We start from the raw sequence: 22277 nt of genomic DNA on the forward strand, positions 1-22277 counted from the left end.
AATACCAGAGAGATTTCATCGACTGAAACCTCTCCCTGTGATTAGGGGTTGTTGAACTTTCGAGCTTAGTTTTTGTTCGAAAGTTCAACAGCCCCTAACAACTAGAAGTTATATTTGAAGTTAAGTTCGATATTACGCTCAGCGCCATACCAGCAGTTAACCGTGTCATAACAGGTATAGTATTCTTCGTTAAAGAGGTTGTTCGCCACTAAGTTAACGCTAGCGCCAAGTAGACTGCCGCTTAGCTCACCTAAGTCATAACCTAGCGACAGGTCAACTAACGTGTATGAATCAACGGTATCGGTATTCATAGCATCGATCTGCATTTCACCGACGTAACGAACACCACCACCAATACGCATTCCCGCTAACGCACCATCTTCAATATAGTAGTTAGACCAAAGTGATGCAGCATGCTTTGGCACATAGATAGGGCTCTTGCCTTGTAGACCATTACCGCTATCTTTAGTGATCTCCATATCGATGTAGGTGTAGTTCAACGCCACATCAAAGTTGTCGGTCATGTACCACTGGCTTTCAAACTCGGCACCGCGAGACTCAATTTCACCTATCTGAAGCTTGTCGCCCCAAGGATCATTTGGATCCGCCATTAATGCATCACTTTTCACTATGTTAAACAGCGACACGGCCATGGTCTTACTGTGATCATCAGAGCTGTATTTAACACCAACTTCTAACTGCTCAGCCAATTCTGGCTGGTAGGTAGAGCCATCTTTTTTGGTTCCCGCGACGGGTTCAAAACTGGTTGCATAGCTTGCAAATGGTGAAAAACCACTATCAAACTCATACATGGCACCCACGCGGTAAGAGAAATGGTCATGATCGGCGGCATTATTGGTGTCGCCATAGGAGTCAGAGTATTCACTTGAAGAGCTGTAATCATCAAATCGACCACCAGCAATCACAATCAACTTGTCGATGCGCATTTGATCTTGAAAATACAGACCTAACTGCTCTACTTGCACATTATCGCGAGCGTCATAGGTTGAGCTAAGTGCATCACGCTCAATCATATCGTTGTTCGGATTGAAAATATTGAAATCGCCAAATTGGCTGGTTGTGCCGAATTCTGAGTAAGCAGATACACCATCAAGTTTTTGATAATCAAGACCAAACAGCACGTTATGCTCAACTTTTCCGGTATTGAATGAGCCAGACAGTTGGTTATCGATAGTGTAACCAGTTGAAGTCTCATCGGTGCTGTAGATATTTCTATCAAGCGAACCTGTCATTGGGTCAAAACCCGACTCCAAGTGATAAGTATTTTCCTGATATAACTTGGCATCCATATAGCGGAAGTTCTGTAGGAAAGACCAGTTATCATTGAAATCATGGTTAACTTTATAGCCTGCAAGTATGAACTCACGCTCGAAAGTCGACCAATTTTTGTCTCCTGCAAAAGTTGATGGGCTAGTGCTACCCGCAGGGTTTTCACTGATCATGCCTGATGAGGGTAGCGAAGAGTTCATCCCCATTGCAGGATCATTCTGGTAGTAAAGGTTAAAGTTGATGTAAGTGCTGTCAGAAACATTCCAGTCAAGCGACGGTGCAAACACAAAACGTTCTTCTTCAGTATGATCGACTTGACCATCTTTACTGCGCGCCAACGCAATAATACGATATGAAAAATCACTGTCGCCAATCTGGCCAGTAGTATCAATAGATGCTTCCACTAAGTTATTTGAACCTGTGGCAAAATTGACTTCAGTGCTATCAGCCGCTTGCGGTGACTTAGCAATCATATTGACCATACCACCTGGTGGCATTGAACCGTAGAGTACTGAGGTAGGTCCTTTGAAAACTTCAACTTGTTCAAGCGCAATGGGATCAATCTGTGGTTGGAGGTTCCAGCCGTTTAAGTACTGCAGTACTAAGCCGTCATAGTAGCTTTGGTTAACGTCGAAACCACGTATATTGAAAGTGTCATACATGGTGACCGCGCCACCTTTTTGCTCAGTCGTCACACCAGGAACGTAACGTAGTGCTTGGTTAAGTGACTTAACCCCACGCTCACTCAGCAACTCGCTGTCGATAACCGTTACACCTTGCGGTGTTTCCATCGGCGTTAACGAGGTTTTAGTTGCGGTATTACGATAGGCTTGACCCAATACAGTGATGGTCTCCATTGGCGGAATTTCTACCGTTAAGTCCTCAGACTCCGCTGCAACAACCTGCGATGAACAAAATAGTGATGCGCTAATAGCGGTAGCAACTACTGTTAAGTGAAAAGCCTTATTACCCTGAACTGAGACCATACTGTCCTCTATATACCCTAATGTGATTCATACTTGCTCTATCTACAACAAGCGAATACTAATGAGAATGATTATCAAACGCGATGGTATAGTCTTTTTGAGGGAGATATTTAACAATTTGGTGCAAAAGAGGAAGAAAAAGACAGGATATTTAGTTTTTGCGAATGCTGTCACCTTTTAGCTTTTACTAATGTTGTTACTTAGCTTTTATCGGTAACCAGTATTCCATATGCTTAAGGTCGGTAATGGTTGAGGTGATCTTACCGTAGCTTTCCAGTTCATAACCATCAATGCTCACAAAGCCAGATTCCGGTAGCCAATCACAAATAAGCCACTCCACTAACTGAGAGAATTCATTAACAGCGCCGTTATATGAAACAACCGCGCACTCCTGTGCAGGGACAGTTAACCGACAGAGTGGCCCATCGCTCAATAGTGGTTGTAATGATTGCAACTGCTCAGCAGCTAACTCCAATGCAGCCCAATAACGAATGCTTTTCTGCTCAGTGGTAAGCGAGAGAGTATCGACCACTCCAAGCATATTGCCCATTAGTGGTAATTGTTGCTCAATAATATCGAACAGACGCAACCAAGTGTCGGGCACAATGGATGAAAAGTCAGGAGTCTCAGACAATACCCCTTTTATGGGTGACGAGAGGCCATATACGGTAAACGCCTCGCGATGCTCAATATGAGTTTGTAAGAAGGTGGTATCTATTTTTTTGTTGGCTTTAAATTCAGGCCGTATCACAATAGGGTTTCTAAGTCCGACACGTGTACCCCGCCGTTGATATTGCTTCGGGCTAACACCAAACAACTGCTTAAAAGAACGACTAAAGCTAACCTCAGAGTTAAAGCCTAACTCATAAGCAATGTCTAACATTCGAGATTGACCTAACAATACTTTGTCAGCGGCGACACTGAGCTTAATCTCGCGCACATATTGCGCCACATTTAAGCCTGTTTGCTGCTGAAAGATCCGCTGCAGCTGCCAGCGGGAACATTGACTATGCTCTGCGATATCTTCCAAAGACAAGGGTTGATCGAGATGGCTATGAATGAAATTTAATACCCGCTCAATGCGAGAGAAAGATGAACGGATTGCCATAATTCAGCCCCCATAAGCGTTATTTAGATATTGATGAAATTAGCTTATTCACAATTTAACATAGTCTTAGCACTGATATATATCTTAGCTTGAATTTAAATAGCCGAAAGGCAAAGCATCAACAACAACTGAAAAATTCAACCAAACTCATGATACCTCTGATAGTTATAACCAGCTAGCGAGGCTCAGATCTAAAACAAAAATAACACCCATAAAAAATGCCACTATCAAAGCGGCATTTTGAAAGCTAGGTGAGTTTAGTCACTTAAGTGCGCAGCGTGAAAGCGCATATGTTGCTCAATGAAGCTGGCGATAAAGTAGTAACTATGATCATAACCATCATGCATATTCAGCGTTAACGGATAACCACTCACTTTAGCCGCTGCTTGTAGCATTTCAGGTTTTAGCTGCTCAACCAAGAAGTTGTCGCCTTCACCTTGGTCAACTAATGCCGGTACAAATTCAGTCGCTTTGCGCATCAATAAACTGGCATCATATTCAGCCCATGTACTCGTGTCACGACCAAGATAAGCTGTGAGTGCCTTTTTACCCCAAGGACAATTAACAGGGTTACTTATTGGGCTAAATGCAGACACTGACTGATATGCAGCAGCGTTACGCATAGCGATAACCAAGGCACCATGACCACCCATTGAGTGACCTGCAATCGATCGTTTGTCACTCACTGGGAACATAGATTCAATCAGCGTCGGCAGCTCATTAACCACGTAGTCATACATTTGATAATGACGGCTCCAAGGTGCTTGGGTGGCATTGACGTAGAAACCTGCGCCTTGACCTAAGTCGTAGCCATCATCGTCTGCGACACCTTTACCGCGCGGACTAGTATCAGGCGCTACAATTGCTATTCCTAATTCCGCCGCTATGGCTTGCACACCTGCTTTTTGCATGAAGTTTTCATCAGTGCAAGTTAAGCCTGACAACCAATACAGCACAGGCACTTTTTGACCATTTGACGCTTGCGGTGGTAAATAAATAGCAAATCGCATCGCACAGTTTAACGACTCTGATTGGTGAGTATATTGCTTATGCCAACCACCAAAGCTCTTATTTACGCTGATATTTTCAATTGTCATGCTTGCATCTCTTGTCATGTTTAACCCTTTTACTCATCGTAAAAGGGTTAAACAGCCACTGAATAGGTTTAGATTTCGGGTGGTAAATATTACTTATCGAAATGGATAACAGTACGAATACTCTTACCTTCATGCATTAAGTCAAAGGCTTCATTTACTTGATCAAGACCCATGGTGTGGGTGATAAAGTCGTTTAACTTAAACTCACCCGCCATGTAACGCTCTACATATTCAGGCAGCTCTGAGCGACCTTTAACGCCACCGAATGCACTGCCTTTCCATACACGGCCTGTCACCAGTTGGAATGGACGCGTTGAGATCTCTTGCCCTGCACCAGCAACACCGATAACCACTGACTCGCCCCAACCTTTGTGACAGCACTCAAGTGCACTGCGCATAACGTTAACGTTACCAATACATTCGAATGAGTAATCTACGCCACCATCAGTAAGCTCGACAATCACGTCTTGAATTGGCTTGTCATAATCTTTTGGATTGATGCAATCTGTTGCACCCAGTTGGCGTGCAAGCTCAAACTTACTTTCGTTAATATCGATAGCAATAATACGTGATGCTTTAGCCATCTCTGCACCAATCACAGCTGAAAGACCAATACCACCCATACCGAATACGGCAACAGTCGCGCCCTCTTCAACCTTGGCGGTATTCATCACCGCACCCATACCGGTTGTAACGCCACAACCTAATAAGCACACTTCTTCAAGCGGTGCTTCTGGGTTAACTTTAGCCAATGAAATCTCAGGTAATACTGTGTACTCAGAGAAGGTTGAAGTACCCATGTAATGGAAAATATCAACACCATCTTTAGAGAAACGAGTCGTGCCATCAGGCATTAGACCTTTACCTTGGGTTTCACGGATCTTCTGACAAAGGTTAGTTTTACCAGACTTACAGAACTTACACTCACCACACTCAGGCGTATAAAGTGGAATAACATGATCGCCGACTTGAACACTGGTAACGCCTTCACCGATAGACTCAACAATGCCGCCACCTTCATGGCCTAGAATGCAAGGGAAGATCCCTTCTGGATCGTCACCTGAAAGTGTAAAGGCATCGGTATGACAAACACCTGTTGCAATCATCTTGACGCGGACTTCACCTTTTTGCGGTGGCATCACGTCTACGATTTCCATCGTCAGTGGTTGTCCAACGGCCCAAGCCACTGCGGCTTTTGATTTAATAGTCTGTGCAGTCATCTGTAATACCTACTTTATATAGAGTTAAAAAACGGTCTTATCTAATCAACCAGTGCCGTCATGAATATGCCAACATTATAGCGAGCCACCAATAATTGATAATCCCACTATTATGCAATTAACTTTTACCATATGGTAATAATGCTGATAGTCACACAGCTATTACCCATACTTTCACCAGCGCCTTTAAACCATCAGGCCAAACAAGGCCGGTTAGCGAAGCTGGCTGTCTTTACTGCCGCGTCGATTAAACAGGCTGACTTTTTTCTGTTGTTCATCGAGTTCACTCTGGCAGCTCACACAAAAACGTACGCCTTGAATTGCCTGTCGACGTGCCTCAGGGATCGGGGCTCCGCACTCCTCACAGAAAAATAAACTTGTGCCCAAAGACAATTCACTGCGGATATGCGCAACACCATCGGCAACACTATTATCAATCTGATCTTGCACCGCCCCATCGCGGGCCCAACCACCAGCCATATTGACTCCTCAATCTAGCCCCAAGCTTGCCGTTATGACCCAACATGGTTTTGCTAACAGAGTTAAAGTTTAGAAGAGCGTAAGCAAATTGCCACGCCACTTTGATGGTGCTAATTATACTCAGCTAACCAAAACTGATAATCCCACAATACTGAAAATTTCTTTTACCGTATGGTAATAATTAAGCCTTAAACGACCAGATAACATTGCATTTAGGCTAGAGTTAGCAATAATTGGCATCATTGACAGCTGGGATAAGTAGAGAGCGTATATGTTTAACTGGGAAGGTGTGAGCGAGTTTGTTGCTGTGGCCGAAACGGAAAGTTTCACTAAAGCAGCTGTGCGCTTAGGGATCTCAACAGCCCAGGTCAGCCGTCAAGTGAGTGCTCTTGAAACGCGGCTAGCCGCTAAGCTATTCCATCGCACTACTCGCAAGGTATCGGTTACCGAAGTTGGCAGAGTGTACTACCAACATTGTCGCCAAGTGCTAGATGGCTTAGATGAAGCGGAACGCGCTATCACCAATTTGCAGACCACTCCAAGGGGATTGCTAAAGATCACCGCTCCTGTCACTTATGGCGAAGGCACCATCGCACCGCTGATCAATGATTTCCTCACTCAGTACCCCGAACTAGAAGTGCAAATGAATTTGACCAACCTTAAAGTCGACTTGGTCGACCAAGGTTACGATCTGGCGATCCGTTTAGGTCAATTGGAAGATTCAAGCATGATGGCTAAACGCCTCGGCTCACGCACCCAATATGTTTGTGCCTCCCCAAGTTACGTTTCCACTTATGGCCTACCGCACACCTTGTCCGAGCTTGAACAGCACAACTGCTTGATCGGCACCTTGGACTATTGGCGTTTTCAAGAAAAAGGCAAAGCCAGAAATGTACGGATCAAAGGAAACTTGAGCTGTAATAGCGGCCATGCATTGGTCGATGCCGCTATCAAAGGCTTAGGCATTATTCAGTTGCCTGACTATTACGTGAACCCGTTTATCGCCTCTGGAGAGCTAGTGTCACTGTTGGAAAATAACCGCCAAGCCGATGAAGGTATATGGGCACTCTACCCGCATAATCGCCACTTATCACCCAAGGTACGTATGCTGCTCGATTTCCTCGGTGACAAATTAGCTTAGCTTCATATGCGGTATACAGCTTTGATTCTTTACCGTAACCCGCTAAAAGGTCTTACCTAGTGTCAAATACACTGTTTTATGTTGCTGATCATTGATGCCAAAACCGAGTACGGCCGGGCCAAAATCAGTCTCGGTACCCACAAAAATGCTAGCGGCATAGATCAAATCATCGAGCCCGCGTTGATCTTTATATTGCCAAACATTACCCGCTTCCGCTGACGCCCCTAAATAAAGCGGTATGCTCATTCCACCAAAGCCCTGCCAGCTAACGCGATATTGATAAATCAAAGAGCCATAGCTCAATTGTGACCCTACAAGTGCATCTTTATGTAATCCCGACAAGTTTAAAAACCCGCCCAATTTATGGGTATGGATTAAGCTCACTTCATCACTGTTAGTGCCACTCACCTTAACTTTATTGATCAATGTATGGCGTGCAATACTGCGAGCATGCTTAAAGGAAAACTCATAGTTAAATTGTGCTGTGTCACCAAAGACATCTCCCACTATCGGCAATGTCAGTTGATCGAGATTATCGTCGTTATAAGCCCCTTTGAAATAGATTTGGGTGCCTTTACTGGGAAAACTATAGCTGTCTAGACTATCGTAACTGGCAATAATAAAGCTCGAATAACTCTGATAATCGATATCTAGATCTATGATGGTTGGCCCTTCAATATTGCCTGTCTCAGCAGCAAACCCAAGCTCTACTATCATGTTATTACTGAGGTTTATACCGATAGATGAACTGATCTTATGAGACTTAGTCAGGGTCTTTAAGCTACGTTCATTATCCCAAAAGTAAAGCTGTTGCTCTTGCTTAAAACGATAACGACTCTTCCAATAATATTTATCTAAAGAGTCTAACGGCAATAAAAACTCAGCACCGAGGATCTTCTCCAGACCAGAAGATAGCTCAAACCTGAGTCGCCCCCGAGTGTCGGCTACATTATTGAGGGTATAGGCGAGATCCAGCTTAATATCAGAGATCTCACTGAAGTCTTCTTCTAACGAAAAGCCAATATCAAAAAAGTTTGGCCCCCAACTCTTTTCTTTGGCGTTAACGGTTAATATTTTTTGTTGTGCTTCATCTTCAGTAACCTCTGCTTCTACTCGCTCAAAACTATTCAGAGCATACACACGATCAATCGCATCGACTATCTCTTCGCGGTCAACGGTATCACCTGAATTAACGGCTAGAGCTGCTGAAATTTTCTCAATAGGTTCATAGCTATTGCTCACCACCACAACCTTATCGACAGGACGCTGCTCGAAAGTCTGTAGTAAGTACTTATACTGCTGCCGCCGTGCTTGATAGCGTTCAAACTCGTCAGTTGAAGCAGTCAGCGCTGTTAAATGCTCGGCATTAAGAGACGCTGCTAGCTCTCCTTTTTCAAACCCTAGCGGCATACTGGCAAAGTCAGTAGTGTCTAGCTGGCTAATATCCGGACGTATGAGAATATCTTGCGGCTGCATGTTTTCAATCTGCTCAACGGCATTAGCACGGGTCATCATCGTTGAGAGTTGCGATAAAATAGCGAAGCTGTCTTGTAGGTCTTCTTTAGGTGCCAGCTGCGCACCAATATCGACAGCAATGACAATATCGGCGCCCATTGCCCGCACGACATCAACGGGCATATTACTTACCATTCCACCATCAACAAGATACCTGCCATCGATATCAAGCGGCTGTAAAATACCAGGCACTGATGCAGAGGCTTGCATTGCCGCCAATAGATTTCCAGATTCGAGCACAACGGCTTGGCCAGTGGCAATATCGGTACTGATTGCTTTAAAGGGAATCACTAAGTCGTCAAATGAAGCTTGCCTAGGCACCATACCTGCAGAACGGATATAGAGGTTAGCCATAGTTTGACCACGTAAAACCCCTTTTGGCATCAATAGCTCACCGTCGAGTGAGCCAAAATCAAACGGAAGATTGAAACGGTCAAAATCTTGTTTGTCATGAAAATTCAGCGCTGTTCTTGGAACACTATCATCAAAACCACTGCTCCAATCAAGTTCGAGCATGATGACTTCGATTTCATTGGCACTGTAACCAAGTGCATATAAGCCACCAACATAGGCACCAATACTGGTTCCCGCAATGTAATCAATGGCGATATTGTTCGCTTCTAAATAGCGTAAGACGCCAACATGAGCAGCCCCTTTGGCGCCGCCACCACTAAGCGCCAAACCAATTTTTTTTCGTTTAGCTGTTGAGTCAAGAGCTTCAATCATAATGCTTTGCTCAATATCATTGGCAGATACAGCAGGGCTTACAAGAGTCGCGACGACCAGTAAAGTAGTTACTCTTATTGGAAAATTGCTCACAACCACACCTGGTTAATTTTGATGTGACTATTTTAAGGGGGAAATGATTGGCTCATTAAGTGCCCAGCGTGAGTTTGATTGTCTCAAATGAACAGACAATATTAAGTAAACAGCAAATCAAATAGTTCGACCCTGTTTTAAACAGATGAACGCCCCACCGAATATACTCGCACCCTATCTAGCAATTAAAAGGCGATGTAGATCACAGTATGCGACCACCAGCCAGCTAACAATTAGAACAAAGCACCAGCAAGACCCCACTTCTGTTAACATGCACTACACTTCCATTACCTCCCTCCTATAGGATAAATGATGACTCGTTACACACTTGCAGCTTCTTGTATCGCCCTAGCATTAGCAGCTAATGCTAACGCCAGCCCTGTTGAAGAGGAGCTAAAAGCCCTCAAAGCACGTATTGAGCAACTAGAAGCTCAACAACAAAAGGCTGCCGAAAAGCCTCAACAAATCGAGCAAGTAGAAGTGGAAGTCATCGAAGAGGTGGTGGAGAAGAAAAACAACGCAGTTAAGTTTGGCGGCGCAGTTCGCGTCAACTACTCCTATGAAGACTTTGATGATGACAATGCTGACCGAGGCGGTGATTTTGATTTCGATCTATTCCGCATTGACGTTTCTGGTAATTATGAAGATCTAATTTACTCTGCTCAGTATCGCTGGTTCGAATACATGAACGTAATTCAGCACGCGTGGATCGGGTATAACTTTACTGAAGAACAACAAGGTAAAATTGGTGTTACTCAGGTACCTTTCGGTATTTTGACCTACGCATCAAACAACTACTTCTTTAGCTCTAACTTTTATTTAGGCCTAGAAGATGATTACGATATGGGTCTTAACTACACCTACAAGGGCGATACAAACCGTTTCGATTTGGCTTTTTATAAAAATGATGAGCAAGGTGGACTGGACGGTTACGTGTCAGACCGTACCGACCGTTACGCCTATGATGTAGTGGGTATTCGTCTGGATGGTGAAGATGCCTACGATGCACCAAGTGATGGTTATGCTGCTGCTGAGCTAAATACCTTTAACGCACGTTATACCCATAACTTTACTTTTAATAACGTTGATTTAGAGCTAGGTGCATCTTTGCAAGCAGGCCAATTAGAAATTGAAAACGGCACCGATGGTGATAACGTTGCAGCTGCTATTCACGGCGTTGTTAACTACGACCGCTGGAATGTTAAGTTGCAGATGACGGACTATAAGTACGACGTCGACGGCATGGATGTAGACCGTATTGTGGTAGCGGCTTACCATTTCTATGATTCGATCCCAGCTGAAGCTACGACTTATATCGCTAACTTAGCGTATAGCCTGCCAGTTAATATCGGTCCAATATCAAACCTTACCTTCTACAATGATTATTCATTAGTGACCGACAAGCCAGCAGCAATGGAAGACACCTTTATGAATGTCACCGGCATGGCTGTGACAGCTGGCGGGCTCTACACCTACTTTGACTTTGTAGTCGCTGAAAACCAGCCATTTATTGGCGGTACTATGGTCGGCGACGGCGACACCAACAAACGTTTCAATATTAACTTTGGTTACTATTTTTAAAGCTGCTTCAGGAACGGAATGAGCTACAGCTCGTTTCACTCACCCTATAAAGCCCGCCTATCGACAGATGCGCGGGCTTTTCTCAACATGTAAATAACCATCAATACAACTATGGTCCTGGTATGTAACGCATATGCGGCCCTCTTGCAGGATGACCCGATATCGATTCTAAAAATGCCAATAAATCTTTGATTTCACTTCGAGTCAATTTAAGCGGCTTTAAATGCACTGAAGTTTGTGGCGCTAATGGATCGTCACGTGTTTTTTGGCTTACTACACCGCCCATGTTATAGATATTTAACAAGCCTTCCATATTGACAAATAAGCCGTTATGCATCCAAGGTTTGGTATTCATAACTCCTCTCAGTCCAGGAGTCCTGAACTTACCCACATCATCATAGTTACGCGTTTGATTATACAAACCTAGATCTTGATAAAACCTTTTATAGTAGGTCAATCCGATATTATGAAATTGGCTATCACTCATTTCAGGACCATTATGACAGTTCATACATCTAGCTTTAGTTCTAAACAGGTGTAGACCTCTGACTGATTCATCGGAAAAAGCGGCACTCAACCTTCGCTTTTGGCTTTCTTCCTCAATGTCACTTGCCATCAGGAAAATATCAAATCGACTTCGGCGCGATAGAATGGTTCGCTCAAAAGTGGCAATGGCTTGTGCAATTCGTTCGCGAGTCACCTCTTCACTACCAAAAGTTAATTTGAAGAGCTGCACATATTCTTCATCATTACTGAGCCTTTCCTCTAGCTCATCAAGGGTAAAGTTCATTTCAACACTATCGGTAATCGGCATCAGCGCTTGCTCTTCTAAACTCGCCGCTCTACCATCCCAAAAAAGACTGCTGTAAAAAGCACTATTTTCAATACTAGGAGCATTGCGTTTTCCCTTTGAGCGATTATGACCAAAGGATACTTGCTTACCATCAGCCCAACCTAAATCCCTATCGTGGCAAGAAGCGCAAGCAATATGACCTGAACGCGAAAGCTGGGGGTCATGGAATAACTTATCACCTAAACGTAGCTTAAGTTGGCTAAATGGATTATCGGCAGGAAAAATGGGCGCGGGCAACAAACCTAGCTCTCTTTTTGCAACGCCGACATCTAATGTGGGTTCAGGCCAGCATTTGGGCGCTTGCAGATACAGTGCCCGTAGCTCCTTGGTATCGAGCATATCTTGGTTCATCACTATACTCGGTAAGCACCGAACATTAGTAGGTTCGTCCTCGGCCACAGCATGGTTAAAGCAACTAAAAACCATACATGTAATGGTGAACATAACTGCATTGCGTTTACGACGATAGGTAAACAGGTAAACACTAAAAGGGGTAATAGTTATCACTAGAACGACTCATGCTAGTAAAAAATTGAAGCTATCGGTGCAACAGCTTCTCGATAAGGTGTTTTAATAACGACTACTTAATGACCAACGTGGTTTGCGTAGCATCAATCGCCACCAGTAATTGAGCCTCTTTCGCTTTAGCGTCACTATCAAGACTCCAGCACGTATCGACTCTTTCACTGCTGGCAGATGCTAAAAGAGAATGGAATAGGCTCGCCTTTTTTAACCACTCATGGGAGCCAATATCATTGCTCGAGATATAGCACAGCTGTTGGCTACCATCACTAACAATAGGCGCTTGATGGGCTTGTACTGCAGCGCTAGCTAGCAGGCTTAATAGAAAAACAGTGTTTAAAATTTTCATGTAGAACTCCATAGTTTTGAATCTAATGTTGGTATGCAACGCCCAGCCAAAAGCGCCGACCTAGCTCTGTGCCAGTTGCATAAGGGTTAACTTGATAGGTACGGCTATTAGTGAGGTTTTCACCATCAAAACTGAATGTCAGACGATGGTTTCTAGCTATTTCAAGGTCATATTTAATACTGCCACTGAGTAACCAAAAAGCCGGTTGCTCACCTTTAATATAAAGCGGATACTCGGTACGGCTAGTCACACAACCCTCACAAATACTGGTCGATTGGCGTAATGACAAGTACTTACCTGTAGCAAAGGCCACATCTTGTTTAGAGCTATAGCGGGCATAAGCTGATAAGCGCCAATTGCCCCAGCCTCCGCCCCAACTTAAGTTCGCTATAAACGGACGGTTGTAATCCTGCTTGGCTAAATCCAAATCATGCTGAGTGATGAGATCGTTGATGACCTTTGTTTGACCGGGTTTATTGGGATCTGGCACTATTTGTTGCAAGTAAACCAGTTCACTTTCATCATAATTAAAGTTAATTTTTTCATTTTGTTGTGCGTCGCTTACTACCGTTTCACCATCAAAACTCGCTTTGTCAGTTTCATTTTTGACATGGGAGATATTGAATTCAACATGCTGACTGGCAAAGCTTGCCATCCAAGATAAGGAGTATCTTTGGTATTCACTGCTACCACTATTTTCAGCAAATAAAATCGCCTCCCCGAAACTGTTGACACCTTTCACCCGATTAATTTGATCTTGGCTACTACGCGCAAGCCATTTAGCTTCAACCGTTCCTCCGAAAAGAGACTGCCTAAATGCTAAGGTCAACTCGTCGCTAAAAGGTGTTTTGGTGTCTTGGTAGACAGTACGATAGCCGTTTGAAGACACCTCGCGTTGCCACTGCTGTGGTTGATTTTGATAGGCTCGCCTTACCTCTTTATAACTAGGTTGTACTGCTTCATTTAATTTATGGTGAGAGAGATCAGCTTCATAATAGCGATTAACACCCAATACCAACACACTGTTGCCACTACCAAACAGATCGTATGCAGCTCTAAAACGAGGGGCTATATTGTGTTGTTGAATAAAGTCGTTGTAATCATAACGTAGACCTAAAGTGGCATTTAATGACTTCCAGTTGAACGTTTGCTCTGCATATAACGCAGCAGCCCATAAGTCGACTTTAGTGCTGGCCTTAGGTGAAACCTGTCGAGTCTGAAAGTACTGACCTGTTTGCAATACGTTATTTTGATAGAGTAGCAGATCATCTAGATTGGTTAAGTCTAACGGACGGCCTAAATCTCGCTCTAGTTCTGAAATAGGTTTAGCCAACACGGTTTCGACACAATCTAAGGTGTAACCAGCGCAGTCAACATTAGGATTAACCACTGCACCATTGTATAAAACGGCATCGACAAGACGGTCAAACTCGGTGGTTTGCTGCTTAATTTCCCCGCCAAAGCTTGTTTGAGTTTCACCCCATGAAAGTGACTGCTCATTAAGCAGATAGTCCTGCTTTAACGTTATGTTTTGCTGGGTTTTATCGATACTACCATAACCACCTTCAGCGCTAGCTTGGCTGCCGTCATAGCTCCCCCAATCTTTACCTTTCAAATTAACCCAATTAAACCAATAACTCGGTGCGGTTTTACTATTGAGACTTTGATGCCAAGATAGGCTGGTTTCAATGTCAGCCCATGGATTACTATTATTCCAATCCAGTAAAATACTCTGCGAGCCGCCATCGATATCAAAGTTACTATTCAGGGCATAGGTATCAAAATATTGACCTTGGTACGGCGCGTAAATAGCAGTGACTTCCAGCTCATCGTTGGCGCTGATATCATGGTGATATTTAATCAGCCCATTATAATTAGTCTGTTTTTGAGGCTTAAGCACACCCAGTTGTAACTTGGTTTCTGATGACTTTAGCATTTGCAGCTGGCCCAAAAGACCGGCGTTTTCACCTATAGGCGTAGAAAACGAGGCCGACATATCTTGTTTAGAAAAACTCGGCTGATAAATCGTCTCCTCTCCTGAAAAATCAGGCGCATAAAACTGATTGTAAGTCACAAAACTATCGGAGGTTTGCCGATAACTAAGTGACCAACTTGGTGCATCCGTTGCTTGTTTAGTGGTAACGCTAACTACTCCGCCAGAGAACTGACCATACTTAGCAGGGACATTGGAGTCATAGACTTCAATTTCCTCTAACAACTGCAAGTTGATAAAGCTTGCTTGACTATGACCAGAGACATCTTGCAGTAAGTTTTTATCTAAAGATGCATTACCTGTACTGAGACGAGAGTTGTTATTCATGCCGTTAATGAAATAGCCAGATTGATAACCATCACTGCCAGACAGTGATACTTCCGCTGGCCTAATATTGCTGGCCTGATCCGCACTGTAGCTTTCTTCTGAATACTGCACACCCGGTAATAAACCTAAAATATCATTCAGGTTACCGTTGCCAAATTGGTAGTCCTCAATGAGTTGCTGATTGAGTGTGTAGCTACCAGTACTTTGGCTTGAAATCGGGGTTGGTCGTCTGCCTACCACCTCGATCACTTCCATTGCAGCTTGCTCTGACGCTGAATTTTTTTGCTTACCGGCTGCTTTGTCCTTCTTTGGTGAGAGTTCTGGCTGCACTTTAGGCTTAACTAACGTTTGCGCGTTATTTTCAGCGATAGCAGCTGTTGATAATGTGCTCGCAAACACAATCAGCATAGTGCTGATTGCGTTTGTTTTGTGGGAGTATTTAGTCATTACTACTTCTATTCACTAACTTAATGTACTGCAGGATCTAGAGGCTTAGTGTCATCTAAATCATCATAGCCATCATTGTCACTGTCATTATCTAAGACAAGGCCAGATGCTTGGATCTGCGCTTCAGTGGCTGATGCACTAAAGAAGTTAGGTAAACCATCATGATCGGTATCAACTGTTGCCACCGATTGGTCAGGGAAGTGATTTTGATTCGCTAAAGCCGTAGCAATCTTAGTTTGGATCGTCGCTTTTTCAACGGGTCCCAAATGCTGGTTTTGCATTAATGCCTGCGCTTCTTGATAGAACGCGCCTTTAGCCAACTGAGTCGCAAAAAAGAGCACATAGTCTATTTGAGTTTGATTCGAAGCGGTTTCCAGTAAAGCTAAGTTCGCATCGATCAATTTTTTCAACTGTGCTCTTGCATGGCTATATAGTGCAGCATAGTCAGCATGCTGCCCTGCTTCTTGGTCAATTTTCTCGATAAATAGCGTATAGTTATTCGTACTGGATCCTTGATTTAAGAAGCGCTCAGTGATTGCACTTAAAAAGCTGTCAGCAGCGCGCTTTTCAAGCGCAATGATTAAATCAATAGTACGATCATAGTAAATGTTGGCCCGGGCATAGTCGCCACCTTTAAAAGCGGAGCCCGCGATCTGCTTCAGTAGATCAATTCTTATCGATGAATCAGGGTTATACTTAGCCAGATTGGTTTCGGCTACTGCTAATACTTGCTCTATTTCAGCCTCTAACCCACGCGGATAAAGGAACTCAATAAGCTGCGAATTTGCTTGAATCGCATCCTCTATACTCACATCAGTGCCGTCGACGCCATCGGCATAATATTGTTTCGCGAGCGCGACACACATCTTAACGACACGGACGGAAGCTTGTTGATATTGCGCGGCATTGTCACTGTCATCCAGCGCTAGCTCATCATAGACCTCAATTAGCTTTTGGCATCCCACATTACCTGTAACAAACCCTTGTTTAGAAAGGTTTTGCTGCACATATTCCGCAGAGAAAACCAAGGTTTCAGCCTCTTTTAGCGCTAATACCGCACCAGCATAATCTCTCATACGCAAACGATAGATAGCCAAACCTGGAGTACTTGAGCCATAGTTAACTAAGTTAGTAAAATGATTTCTTAGTTGCGCTTCATCTCGACTGTCGAGCACCAATGCTAACGCTTTGTTTCCATCAGGCTCTATTTGCGCAAGTGCCATCAGTTTGGCATCCGCAGCCTCCGATGCTGCATATGCTCGCATCCAGCTGGCTTCTGGGATCCCCTCTATAAAAATTGTTGGGTCAATTTCAGGATAAAGCACCACAATCGGCTGGATGTTAAAAGCAACCCCCGCTGGATACTCAACCATACTGATCGCGCTGTACAAGCTGGCCTCTCGAGGGTATAGCGGATCGTAATTAACAACCCCATGCAGAGCTAACAAATCGGCTGCCGCGGCTTTGGCTTTATCCCTAGCATTAAGACGAGTGTAAAACTCTATAATTTGGACTAATGCCACTTGGCGAACACTGTGAAATGGTTTACCTAGGTTGCCATTACGGTCATTAGAGACATTTTGATAACCAATACGGTTAGCATAATCGTAGAGTTTGTCGAGGTTAAGCAAAGCAAACGCTATGTCGTTATCGCTATTAGTCTGTTCCCAAATTTTAATGAGCTCTTCAATTTGTCTGCTGTAACCAAAAAATGCGACTAAAGCCGCTCGGTTATACTCTTCACCTAATACGGATGAGAACAGCAGATCAACGATATCAAAAATGCCCGTTGCCGAGATCTCGTCACCTGCCGCTCTATATGACTTAGAGAGATCGATATAAAAGCTCACATCGTCACCGTTAAAGCTATTAACACCTTTAGATGCGAGATATTGATTATAAATAGACTTAGCTTCACTCCTTAGCATTTCGGCCTCATCAACTTTTCCAAGCTGCTGATATTCATTGGCGACTCGTAATTTTGCATCGGCCAAAACGGGAGCTGAAATTATTTTACTGGCGTTAAGCAGCCCACCCACTTGTGTAGTTAGCTCAGCAGTGGCGTAACCTGTTGCTAAACTGCGATTAATAATAGACTGATTGATATCATCATTGAGGTTCTCACTGATCACGGCAGCTTGCTTTAAGTGTGATAACTCAGAGGTGTAATAGTAATAAGCTCTATCGGCATTCGTGGCTAGGTTCGTAGTAATTTGAAAACGCTTTTGCACTTCTTCAATACCATCAGATACGCTAATAGTTACCGCATCATCAACCTCAATCAGCTGTTCGAGTTGGTAACTGACCTCACCAGTGGTTGCATCAAGTGTTAATTGGCCATTTTCAGGTGTCTTCACTAAAGCGTAAGTCAGTGTATCTTCATCGACATCAGTCGCACTCACCGAGCCGGCTTTAATTTCATTACCACTGACTAACAGTGTATAGCCGCTAAACACAGGTGCATCATTCACAGCTGTAACTGTCAGTGACACAGTTAAACTGCTGTCTTTGTTGCCATCACTAACAAGCACTTCAAAGCTATCGCTACCAAAATAGTTACTATTAGGCGTATAGCTTGCTTCTCCAGTTTGCGGGTTAAGCTGCAATGCTCCGCTCGCAGGGGCATTGCCTACAGAATAGATAAGTTGGTCACCATCGGCATCTGTCGCATTTATTGAAATAGTTTGGGTGCTATCTTCAGCTAAACTGATAGCCATTGATGACTCTGAAAAAGTTGGAGCACTGTTGCCACTACTGCTGCCACCACAGGCAGTTAAAATAGAAAGTGACAAAGTTGTAATGAGGTAGGGCAGCATTGAGCTCTTGTTGTGATACATCTGTTTATCTCTATTCGCTAAAAACGCGCAAATGTTAATGAGAACCATTATCGATGGCAATTAAGTTTACAAAGCCATAATGTAAAGATGACAAATAAATAAGCTTATAAAATAAACTAAAAGCAATTACATAACAGCGAAACTTATTAAACAAAACGAGATAAAACAAATAGATAAGGAAGGGTAATACCAACCCAAGATTGATAGCTGTAATGATTAATATCTCCGGTTATCAGCATGGAATTTGCAAAGTAAAGTCTATATAACTGTAATTTTAGGCGTTCATCGCCAACCAAATGCACGGCTAATGGTAATCCTATCTCAACCTCTAACGATACTGGCATGGCGGTTACAACGAGCAGCCTATACACTCACTTTGACTTTGTTATTACCGAAAGCCAGCCATTTATTGGCGGTACTATGGTCGGTGATGGTGATACTAATAAACGATTCAATATTAACTTTGGTTACTACTTCTAACGCAGTTATCGATGCCAAAGAAGTCACGACTCATTACACCTATATAACCAAAAGCCCGTTTATCATTTGATAGACAGGCTTTTTTAATAAGTAGATAGGTCATTCCCCAAAACGCTCGCGAACACTAAGTTAATTCAAACCGTCAATCCAATATCGTTAAAAAAATAAGAGTAAAGTCACGAGCTAAAGCTCTGCTTTAAATAGCATTAATAAACGGTTGCAATGTATATTTAGCCACACTTAATTGACTATTAAGTTTGCCACTATCGATCCCTTATGTTTCAACTTGCTAATATTCTTTCAACGCAAAGCAAACTGCTTTTCGAATGGACGAGAGAGTCTGCACTTTAGGGCTGAACTAGATCATTAATCTAGCTAGCAATGAGTTCCTATTTACTAGAAGCAGTTTTAGTTATTGATTACGGAAGACTCTCTCAAAGAACTGGAAAAGGATTTCCACCCCTTAACCTTACTTTGAGAGAGTAACTATGAACCTAATTTTAGATTATGCATCCTTAGGGATCCTCGTGTTAGTCATATTGATTTTGATATATGGCCTAATTGCTATTCACGACATTCCTTATGAAATAGCCAAAAAGCGCAATCATCCACAACAAGAAGCCATACATGTCACCGGCTGGATCAGCTTGTTCTTCATGCATGCACTTTGGCCTTTATTATGGGTTTGGGCTATGTACTATGACCCTAAAACCCAAGGAGAAGCCGTTAGAGGTTTAACTTTAGTTGAGCAGCAAAACTTGCAGCTGCAACTAGACACACTGAAGGCTAGTGTTACCGCACTACAAAACAAAGAAGGAGCACTCTAATGGAAACACTTATCCTTCTTAGCTATATCAGCTTATGTGTTCTTGCTTTTCGAGTATTCAAACTACCGCAGAACAAGTGGACGATTACCACAGCGGGTGTCATAGGTCTGTTTCTTATGAGTTGGATATTTCTCTATATGGCGATGTATCAGCCTGTATCTCGTATGGCACGAGTCATCAGTGTGACCACACCTATCACGTCACAGGTTAGCGGGTTAATTACCAACGTTTACATTGAAGGAAATCAACCTCTCACTAAAGGGCAACCACTATATCAAATTGATAAAACGCCTTTTGTAGCAAAAGTTGATCAGCTTGCATCGCAAGAGAAACAGTCTGATGCCATGATTAGTTTCCTTAATTCTGAATTGCAGCGATATCAAAACCTCGAACTATCTCAATATGCATCAGAGGAAAAAATCGATAGCTTGAAAACTCGGCTCATAGAAGCAAAACAGCAAAAAATTGCATTGGCAGCAAGCTTAGAAACTGCACAATTTAACTTAAGAAGCACTACAGTCCGAGCTCCAACTGACGGCTATGTAACCCAAGTTGCACTCCGAGCGGGAATGAAAAGCCGTACAGTGCCATTTCAAGGTAATCTCGCATTTGTAAATGCTGAAGATAAACAGATATTTGCCGCCTTCAAACAGATGCCTGCCAGATATATTAAAGATGGCTACCCTGCAGAGGTAACCTTTACCACGATTCCTGGACACGCCTATAAAGCGAAAGTGGTACAGATCAATGATGTTTTCGCCCAAGGTGCAATCAGTCCTTCAGGTAGCCTCATTCAACCTGAGAAAAACTTTCAGCCCGGACGCATCTTAGTTAAAGTTGAATTAGATCAACCAGAGCTATTAGTGGATATGCCATTACCTGCTGGCACCGATGCACATGTAGCGGTGTACTCACCTAAGTGGCAAGCGTTTTCAATCATTCGAAAAGTAATACTTCGCATGCAAAGCTGGCAGAACTGGGTATTTGAAGGCTAATCGTTCAGACAATTTCAAATAGTCAGCACCAACCTTTAAACACTGAACAACAAAAAGCCCGCTTATCTTTAGATAAGCGGGCTTTTTTAATAGGTGAGTTGGCCGATAAGACAACTTAGCCAACTCATGATGTTCGATTTTATTGAGCTTCATAGTAAGTAACCACTAACGTGTGTAACACATAGTGTAACAGACCGTGTGACACATCTATAAGGTCACTCGAGACATCTGACTTCACGATAACATTCATTATCATTAAGATTGTATTATCCCGAACTCGAGGCAGCCCATACTTTACCGCTGACACTGGAATTAGACCCGACACCGAGATGGAGGGCTTAACCAGGGGTGATATCCACATGGAAACCGATGAGCACAAGGGAGATAGTCTGCCGTGATGAGATATTCTCTTGTATTTCCGAGCTACGTGAGCGATTTCCCAATCGAAAACCTTCAGATAGGTTATTTAGGCTTGCCGATGGTTCAACGACTAAATAACTTGGAAAGGCGCTTGATAAGGCATTAGTTGATGTCCGGGGAGGTGAGCATGGAAGTACTGGCTAAGCAATGCGGTACCAGTTTGCAAATGATTGAGCAGCATTACAGCCATGTAGTACCCAAGATGTTCACTCGCGAGCTGTCTGGTGTTGAAGTTAGAAAATCTAAACCTAAGAAGAAAACAGTCTCGCCAACCATTTTAGCTAAAAAACAAATAAGGCTAACAAAGGAATTTAACGAGTGGTGGCTTGAGTATAAAAAACGAGGCTGTATCTAAAATATAAGAGAATCGGCCGACAAGTCGACTTGCTGTAGAGTTGTAAGCAGTTACACAAAATTAGTTACAGGCTCATGCCGCTATAAATATAGCTTTCGATATAAACCAAGAAGTTTTTTACTCCGTCAGAACTCATAAATATCAATTGATCTTAAATTAATTGTTGTTTCTTGTTCGTATCCAATCCTTTTGAGTTTTACCGTTTATAATTATTGAATCGAATATACTATTACCATTTACTCTATTAACTGCTCTGTGCTTTTCTGACTCAAAAAAAATATTGTATCTTTTTAAATAGTCTCTAATAGCACGCTTATGAACAAACCACCCTGAACACTCTATTCCATTACGAAGTAATTCTAGATTATTTTTTTCTTGCAAATTTAAATCTAAATTTTCTATTCTGTGATTTATTATTTCACGATCTAACGGGTGAATAATTTCCTTGCATTCAATTTTTTTATCAATATCTTCTATTTCTATATGTTTGTCTTTATCCCAAGGTGGTAAAGGCCTGTGAAGTATATTGCCAGAATCAATTCTAGACTTAATTTCTTTTATTAATTCTTCATTGATATTTACACTAGGAATATTAAACAACAAGTCTTCTTTAGATTGATAATTATTTAAGGTCT

General features: G+C 42.9%; 17 protein-coding genes. 6 read left to right on the top strand and 11 right to left on the bottom strand.

Annotated elements, in window-relative coordinates; genetic code table 11:
- Window positions 1-101 precede the first annotated feature (101 nt).
- The 5 genes from K5R16_RS18420 to K5R16_RS18440 form a co-directional block, all read right to left on the bottom strand.
- On the bottom strand, window positions 102-2276 hold the full coding sequence (locus K5R16_RS18420) for a TonB-dependent siderophore receptor (protein WP_220739345.1): 2175 nt from the start codon (window positions 2274-2276) through the stop codon (window positions 102-104).
- Window positions 2277-2472: 196 nt separating this feature from the next.
- A complete protein-coding gene (locus tag K5R16_RS18425; protein WP_220739347.1) occupies window positions 2473-3384 on the bottom strand; it encodes an AraC family transcriptional regulator in 912 nt (303 codons plus the stop codon).
- A gap of 257 nt (window positions 3385-3641) precedes the next feature.
- Window positions 3642-4481, bottom strand: a complete 840-nt coding sequence (gene fghA, locus K5R16_RS18430; RefSeq protein ID WP_220739375.1) for an S-formylglutathione hydrolase — start codon at window positions 4479-4481, stop codon at window positions 3642-3644.
- Between the two features lie 89 nt (window positions 4482-4570).
- A complete protein-coding gene (locus K5R16_RS18435) occupies window positions 4571-5701 on the bottom strand; it encodes an S-(hydroxymethyl)glutathione dehydrogenase/class III alcohol dehydrogenase (protein WP_259649925.1) in 1131 nt (376 codons plus the stop codon).
- 213 nt (window positions 5702-5914) lie between these two features.
- On the bottom strand, window positions 5915-6181 hold the full coding sequence (locus K5R16_RS18440) for a DksA/TraR family C4-type zinc finger protein (protein ID WP_220739349.1): 267 nt from the start codon (window positions 6179-6181) through the stop codon (window positions 5915-5917).
- Window positions 6182-6452: 271 nt separating this feature from the next.
- On the opposite strand from K5R16_RS18440, the gene K5R16_RS18445 reads away from it, so the two are divergent.
- Window positions 6453-7322 carry a LysR substrate-binding domain-containing protein gene (locus tag K5R16_RS18445; protein ID WP_220739351.1) on the top strand — a complete coding sequence of 290 codons (870 nt, stop codon included), beginning with the start codon at window positions 6453-6455 and terminating at the stop codon, window positions 7320-7322.
- Window positions 7323-7364: 42 nt separating this feature from the next.
- On the opposite strand, the gene K5R16_RS18450 is transcribed toward K5R16_RS18445, so the two are convergent.
- A complete protein-coding gene (locus K5R16_RS18450; RefSeq protein ID WP_220739353.1) occupies window positions 7365-9656 on the bottom strand; it encodes a patatin-like phospholipase family protein in 2292 nt (763 codons plus the stop codon).
- A gap of 312 nt (window positions 9657-9968) precedes the next feature.
- Here K5R16_RS18450 and K5R16_RS18455 point away from each other — a divergent pair, with 312 nt between their 5' ends.
- Window positions 9969-11237, top strand: coding sequence for a carbohydrate porin (locus K5R16_RS18455; protein WP_220739355.1), 1269 nt, complete (start codon window positions 9969-9971; stop codon window positions 11235-11237).
- A gap of 109 nt (window positions 11238-11346) precedes the next feature.
- Here K5R16_RS18455 and K5R16_RS18460 read toward each other — a convergent pair whose 3' ends face one another.
- The 4 genes from K5R16_RS18460 to K5R16_RS18475 all read right to left on the bottom strand — a co-directional run bounded on the left by K5R16_RS18460 (window position 11347) and on the right by K5R16_RS18475 (window position 18565).
- Window positions 11347-12597: a cytochrome-c peroxidase gene (locus tag K5R16_RS18460; protein ID WP_259649926.1), complete on the bottom strand. Its 1251-nt coding sequence runs from the start codon at window positions 12595-12597 to the stop codon at window positions 11347-11349.
- A 73-nt stretch (window positions 12598-12670) separates the two neighbouring features.
- Window positions 12671-12961, bottom strand: a complete 291-nt coding sequence (locus K5R16_RS18465) for a hypothetical protein (RefSeq protein WP_220739357.1) — start codon at window positions 12959-12961, stop codon at window positions 12671-12673.
- A 22-nt stretch (window positions 12962-12983) separates the two neighbouring features.
- Window positions 12984-15728 carry a TonB-dependent siderophore receptor gene (locus K5R16_RS18470; RefSeq protein WP_220739359.1) on the bottom strand — a complete coding sequence of 915 codons (2745 nt, stop codon included), beginning with the start codon at window positions 15726-15728 and terminating at the stop codon, window positions 12984-12986.
- A 20-nt stretch (window positions 15729-15748) separates the two neighbouring features.
- Window positions 15749-18565: an Ig-like domain-containing protein gene (locus tag K5R16_RS18475; RefSeq protein ID WP_220739361.1), complete on the bottom strand. Its 2817-nt coding sequence runs from the start codon at window positions 18563-18565 to the stop codon at window positions 15749-15751.
- A 342-nt stretch (window positions 18566-18907) separates the two neighbouring features.
- Between K5R16_RS18475 and K5R16_RS18480 the strand changes: the two genes are divergently transcribed.
- The 4 genes from K5R16_RS18480 (at window position 18908) to K5R16_RS18495 (ending at window position 21642) form a co-directional block, all read left to right on the top strand.
- Window positions 18908-19045, top strand: a complete 138-nt coding sequence (locus K5R16_RS18480; RefSeq protein WP_374758410.1) for a hypothetical protein — start codon at window positions 18908-18910, stop codon at window positions 19043-19045.
- 488 nt (window positions 19046-19533) lie between these two features.
- Window positions 19534-19872: a DUF3302 domain-containing protein gene (locus K5R16_RS18485; protein ID WP_220739363.1), complete on the top strand. Its 339-nt coding sequence runs from the start codon at window positions 19534-19536 to the stop codon at window positions 19870-19872.
- Window positions 19872-20867 (top strand): HlyD family secretion protein, encoded by a 996-nt coding sequence (locus tag K5R16_RS18490; protein ID WP_220739365.1) that lies wholly within the window; start codon window positions 19872-19874, stop codon window positions 20865-20867. Before K5R16_RS18485 ends, K5R16_RS18490 begins: the two co-directional genes overlap by 1 nt.
- A gap of 547 nt (window positions 20868-21414) precedes the next feature.
- A complete protein-coding gene (locus K5R16_RS18495; RefSeq protein WP_220739367.1) occupies window positions 21415-21642 on the top strand; it encodes a hypothetical protein in 228 nt (75 codons plus the stop codon).
- 156 nt (window positions 21643-21798) lie between these two features.
- Here K5R16_RS18495 and K5R16_RS18500 read toward each other — a convergent pair.
- On the bottom strand, window positions 21799-22277 hold a 479-nt coding region (locus tag K5R16_RS18500), incomplete at its 5' end, for a hypothetical protein (protein WP_220739369.1).

Origin of the sequence: Shewanella sp. c952, assembly GCF_019654975.1 — a bacterium.
GTDB lineage: Bacteria > Pseudomonadota > Gammaproteobacteria > Enterobacterales > Shewanellaceae > Shewanella.

Excerpts from the sequence above, each read along its gene's own strand:
- K5R16_RS18485 (WP_220739363.1), top strand. The coding sequence starts at position 19,534 with ATGAACCTAATTTTAGATTATGCATCCTTAGGGATCCTCGTGTTAGTC.
- K5R16_RS18480 (WP_374758410.1), top strand. The coding sequence starts at position 18,908 with ATGGCGGTTACAACGAGCAGCCTATACACTCACTTTGACTTTGTTATT.
- K5R16_RS18440 (WP_220739349.1), bottom strand. The coding sequence starts at position 6,181 with ATGGCTGGTGGTTGGGCCCGCGATGGGGCGGTGCAAGATCAGATTGAT.
- K5R16_RS18495 (WP_220739367.1), top strand. The coding sequence starts at position 21,415 with ATGGAAGTACTGGCTAAGCAATGCGGTACCAGTTTGCAAATGATTGAG.
- K5R16_RS18445 (WP_220739351.1), top strand. The coding sequence starts at position 6,453 with ATGTTTAACTGGGAAGGTGTGAGCGAGTTTGTTGCTGTGGCCGAAACG.
- K5R16_RS18435 (WP_259649925.1), bottom strand. The coding sequence starts at position 5,701 with ATGACTGCACAGACTATTAAATCAAAAGCCGCAGTGGCTTGGGCCGTT.
- K5R16_RS18420 (WP_220739345.1), bottom strand. The coding sequence starts at position 2,276 with ATGGTCTCAGTTCAGGGTAATAAGGCTTTTCACTTAACAGTAGTTGCT.
- fghA (WP_220739375.1), bottom strand. The coding sequence starts at position 4,481 with ATGACAATTGAAAATATCAGCGTAAATAAGAGCTTTGGTGGTTGGCAT.
- K5R16_RS18465 (WP_220739357.1), bottom strand. The coding sequence starts at position 12,961 with ATGAAAATTTTAAACACTGTTTTTCTATTAAGCCTGCTAGCTAGCGCT.
- K5R16_RS18475 (WP_220739361.1), bottom strand. The coding sequence starts at position 18,565 with ATGTATCACAACAAGAGCTCAATGCTGCCCTACCTCATTACAACTTTG.
- K5R16_RS18470 (WP_220739359.1), bottom strand. The coding sequence starts at position 15,728 with ATGACTAAATACTCCCACAAAACAAACGCAATCAGCACTATGCTGATT.
- K5R16_RS18425 (WP_220739347.1), bottom strand. The coding sequence starts at position 3,384 with ATGGCAATCCGTTCATCTTTCTCTCGCATTGAGCGGGTATTAAATTTC.
- K5R16_RS18490 (WP_220739365.1), top strand. The coding sequence starts at position 19,872 with ATGGAAACACTTATCCTTCTTAGCTATATCAGCTTATGTGTTCTTGCT.
- K5R16_RS18455 (WP_220739355.1), top strand. The coding sequence starts at position 9,969 with ATGACTCGTTACACACTTGCAGCTTCTTGTATCGCCCTAGCATTAGCA.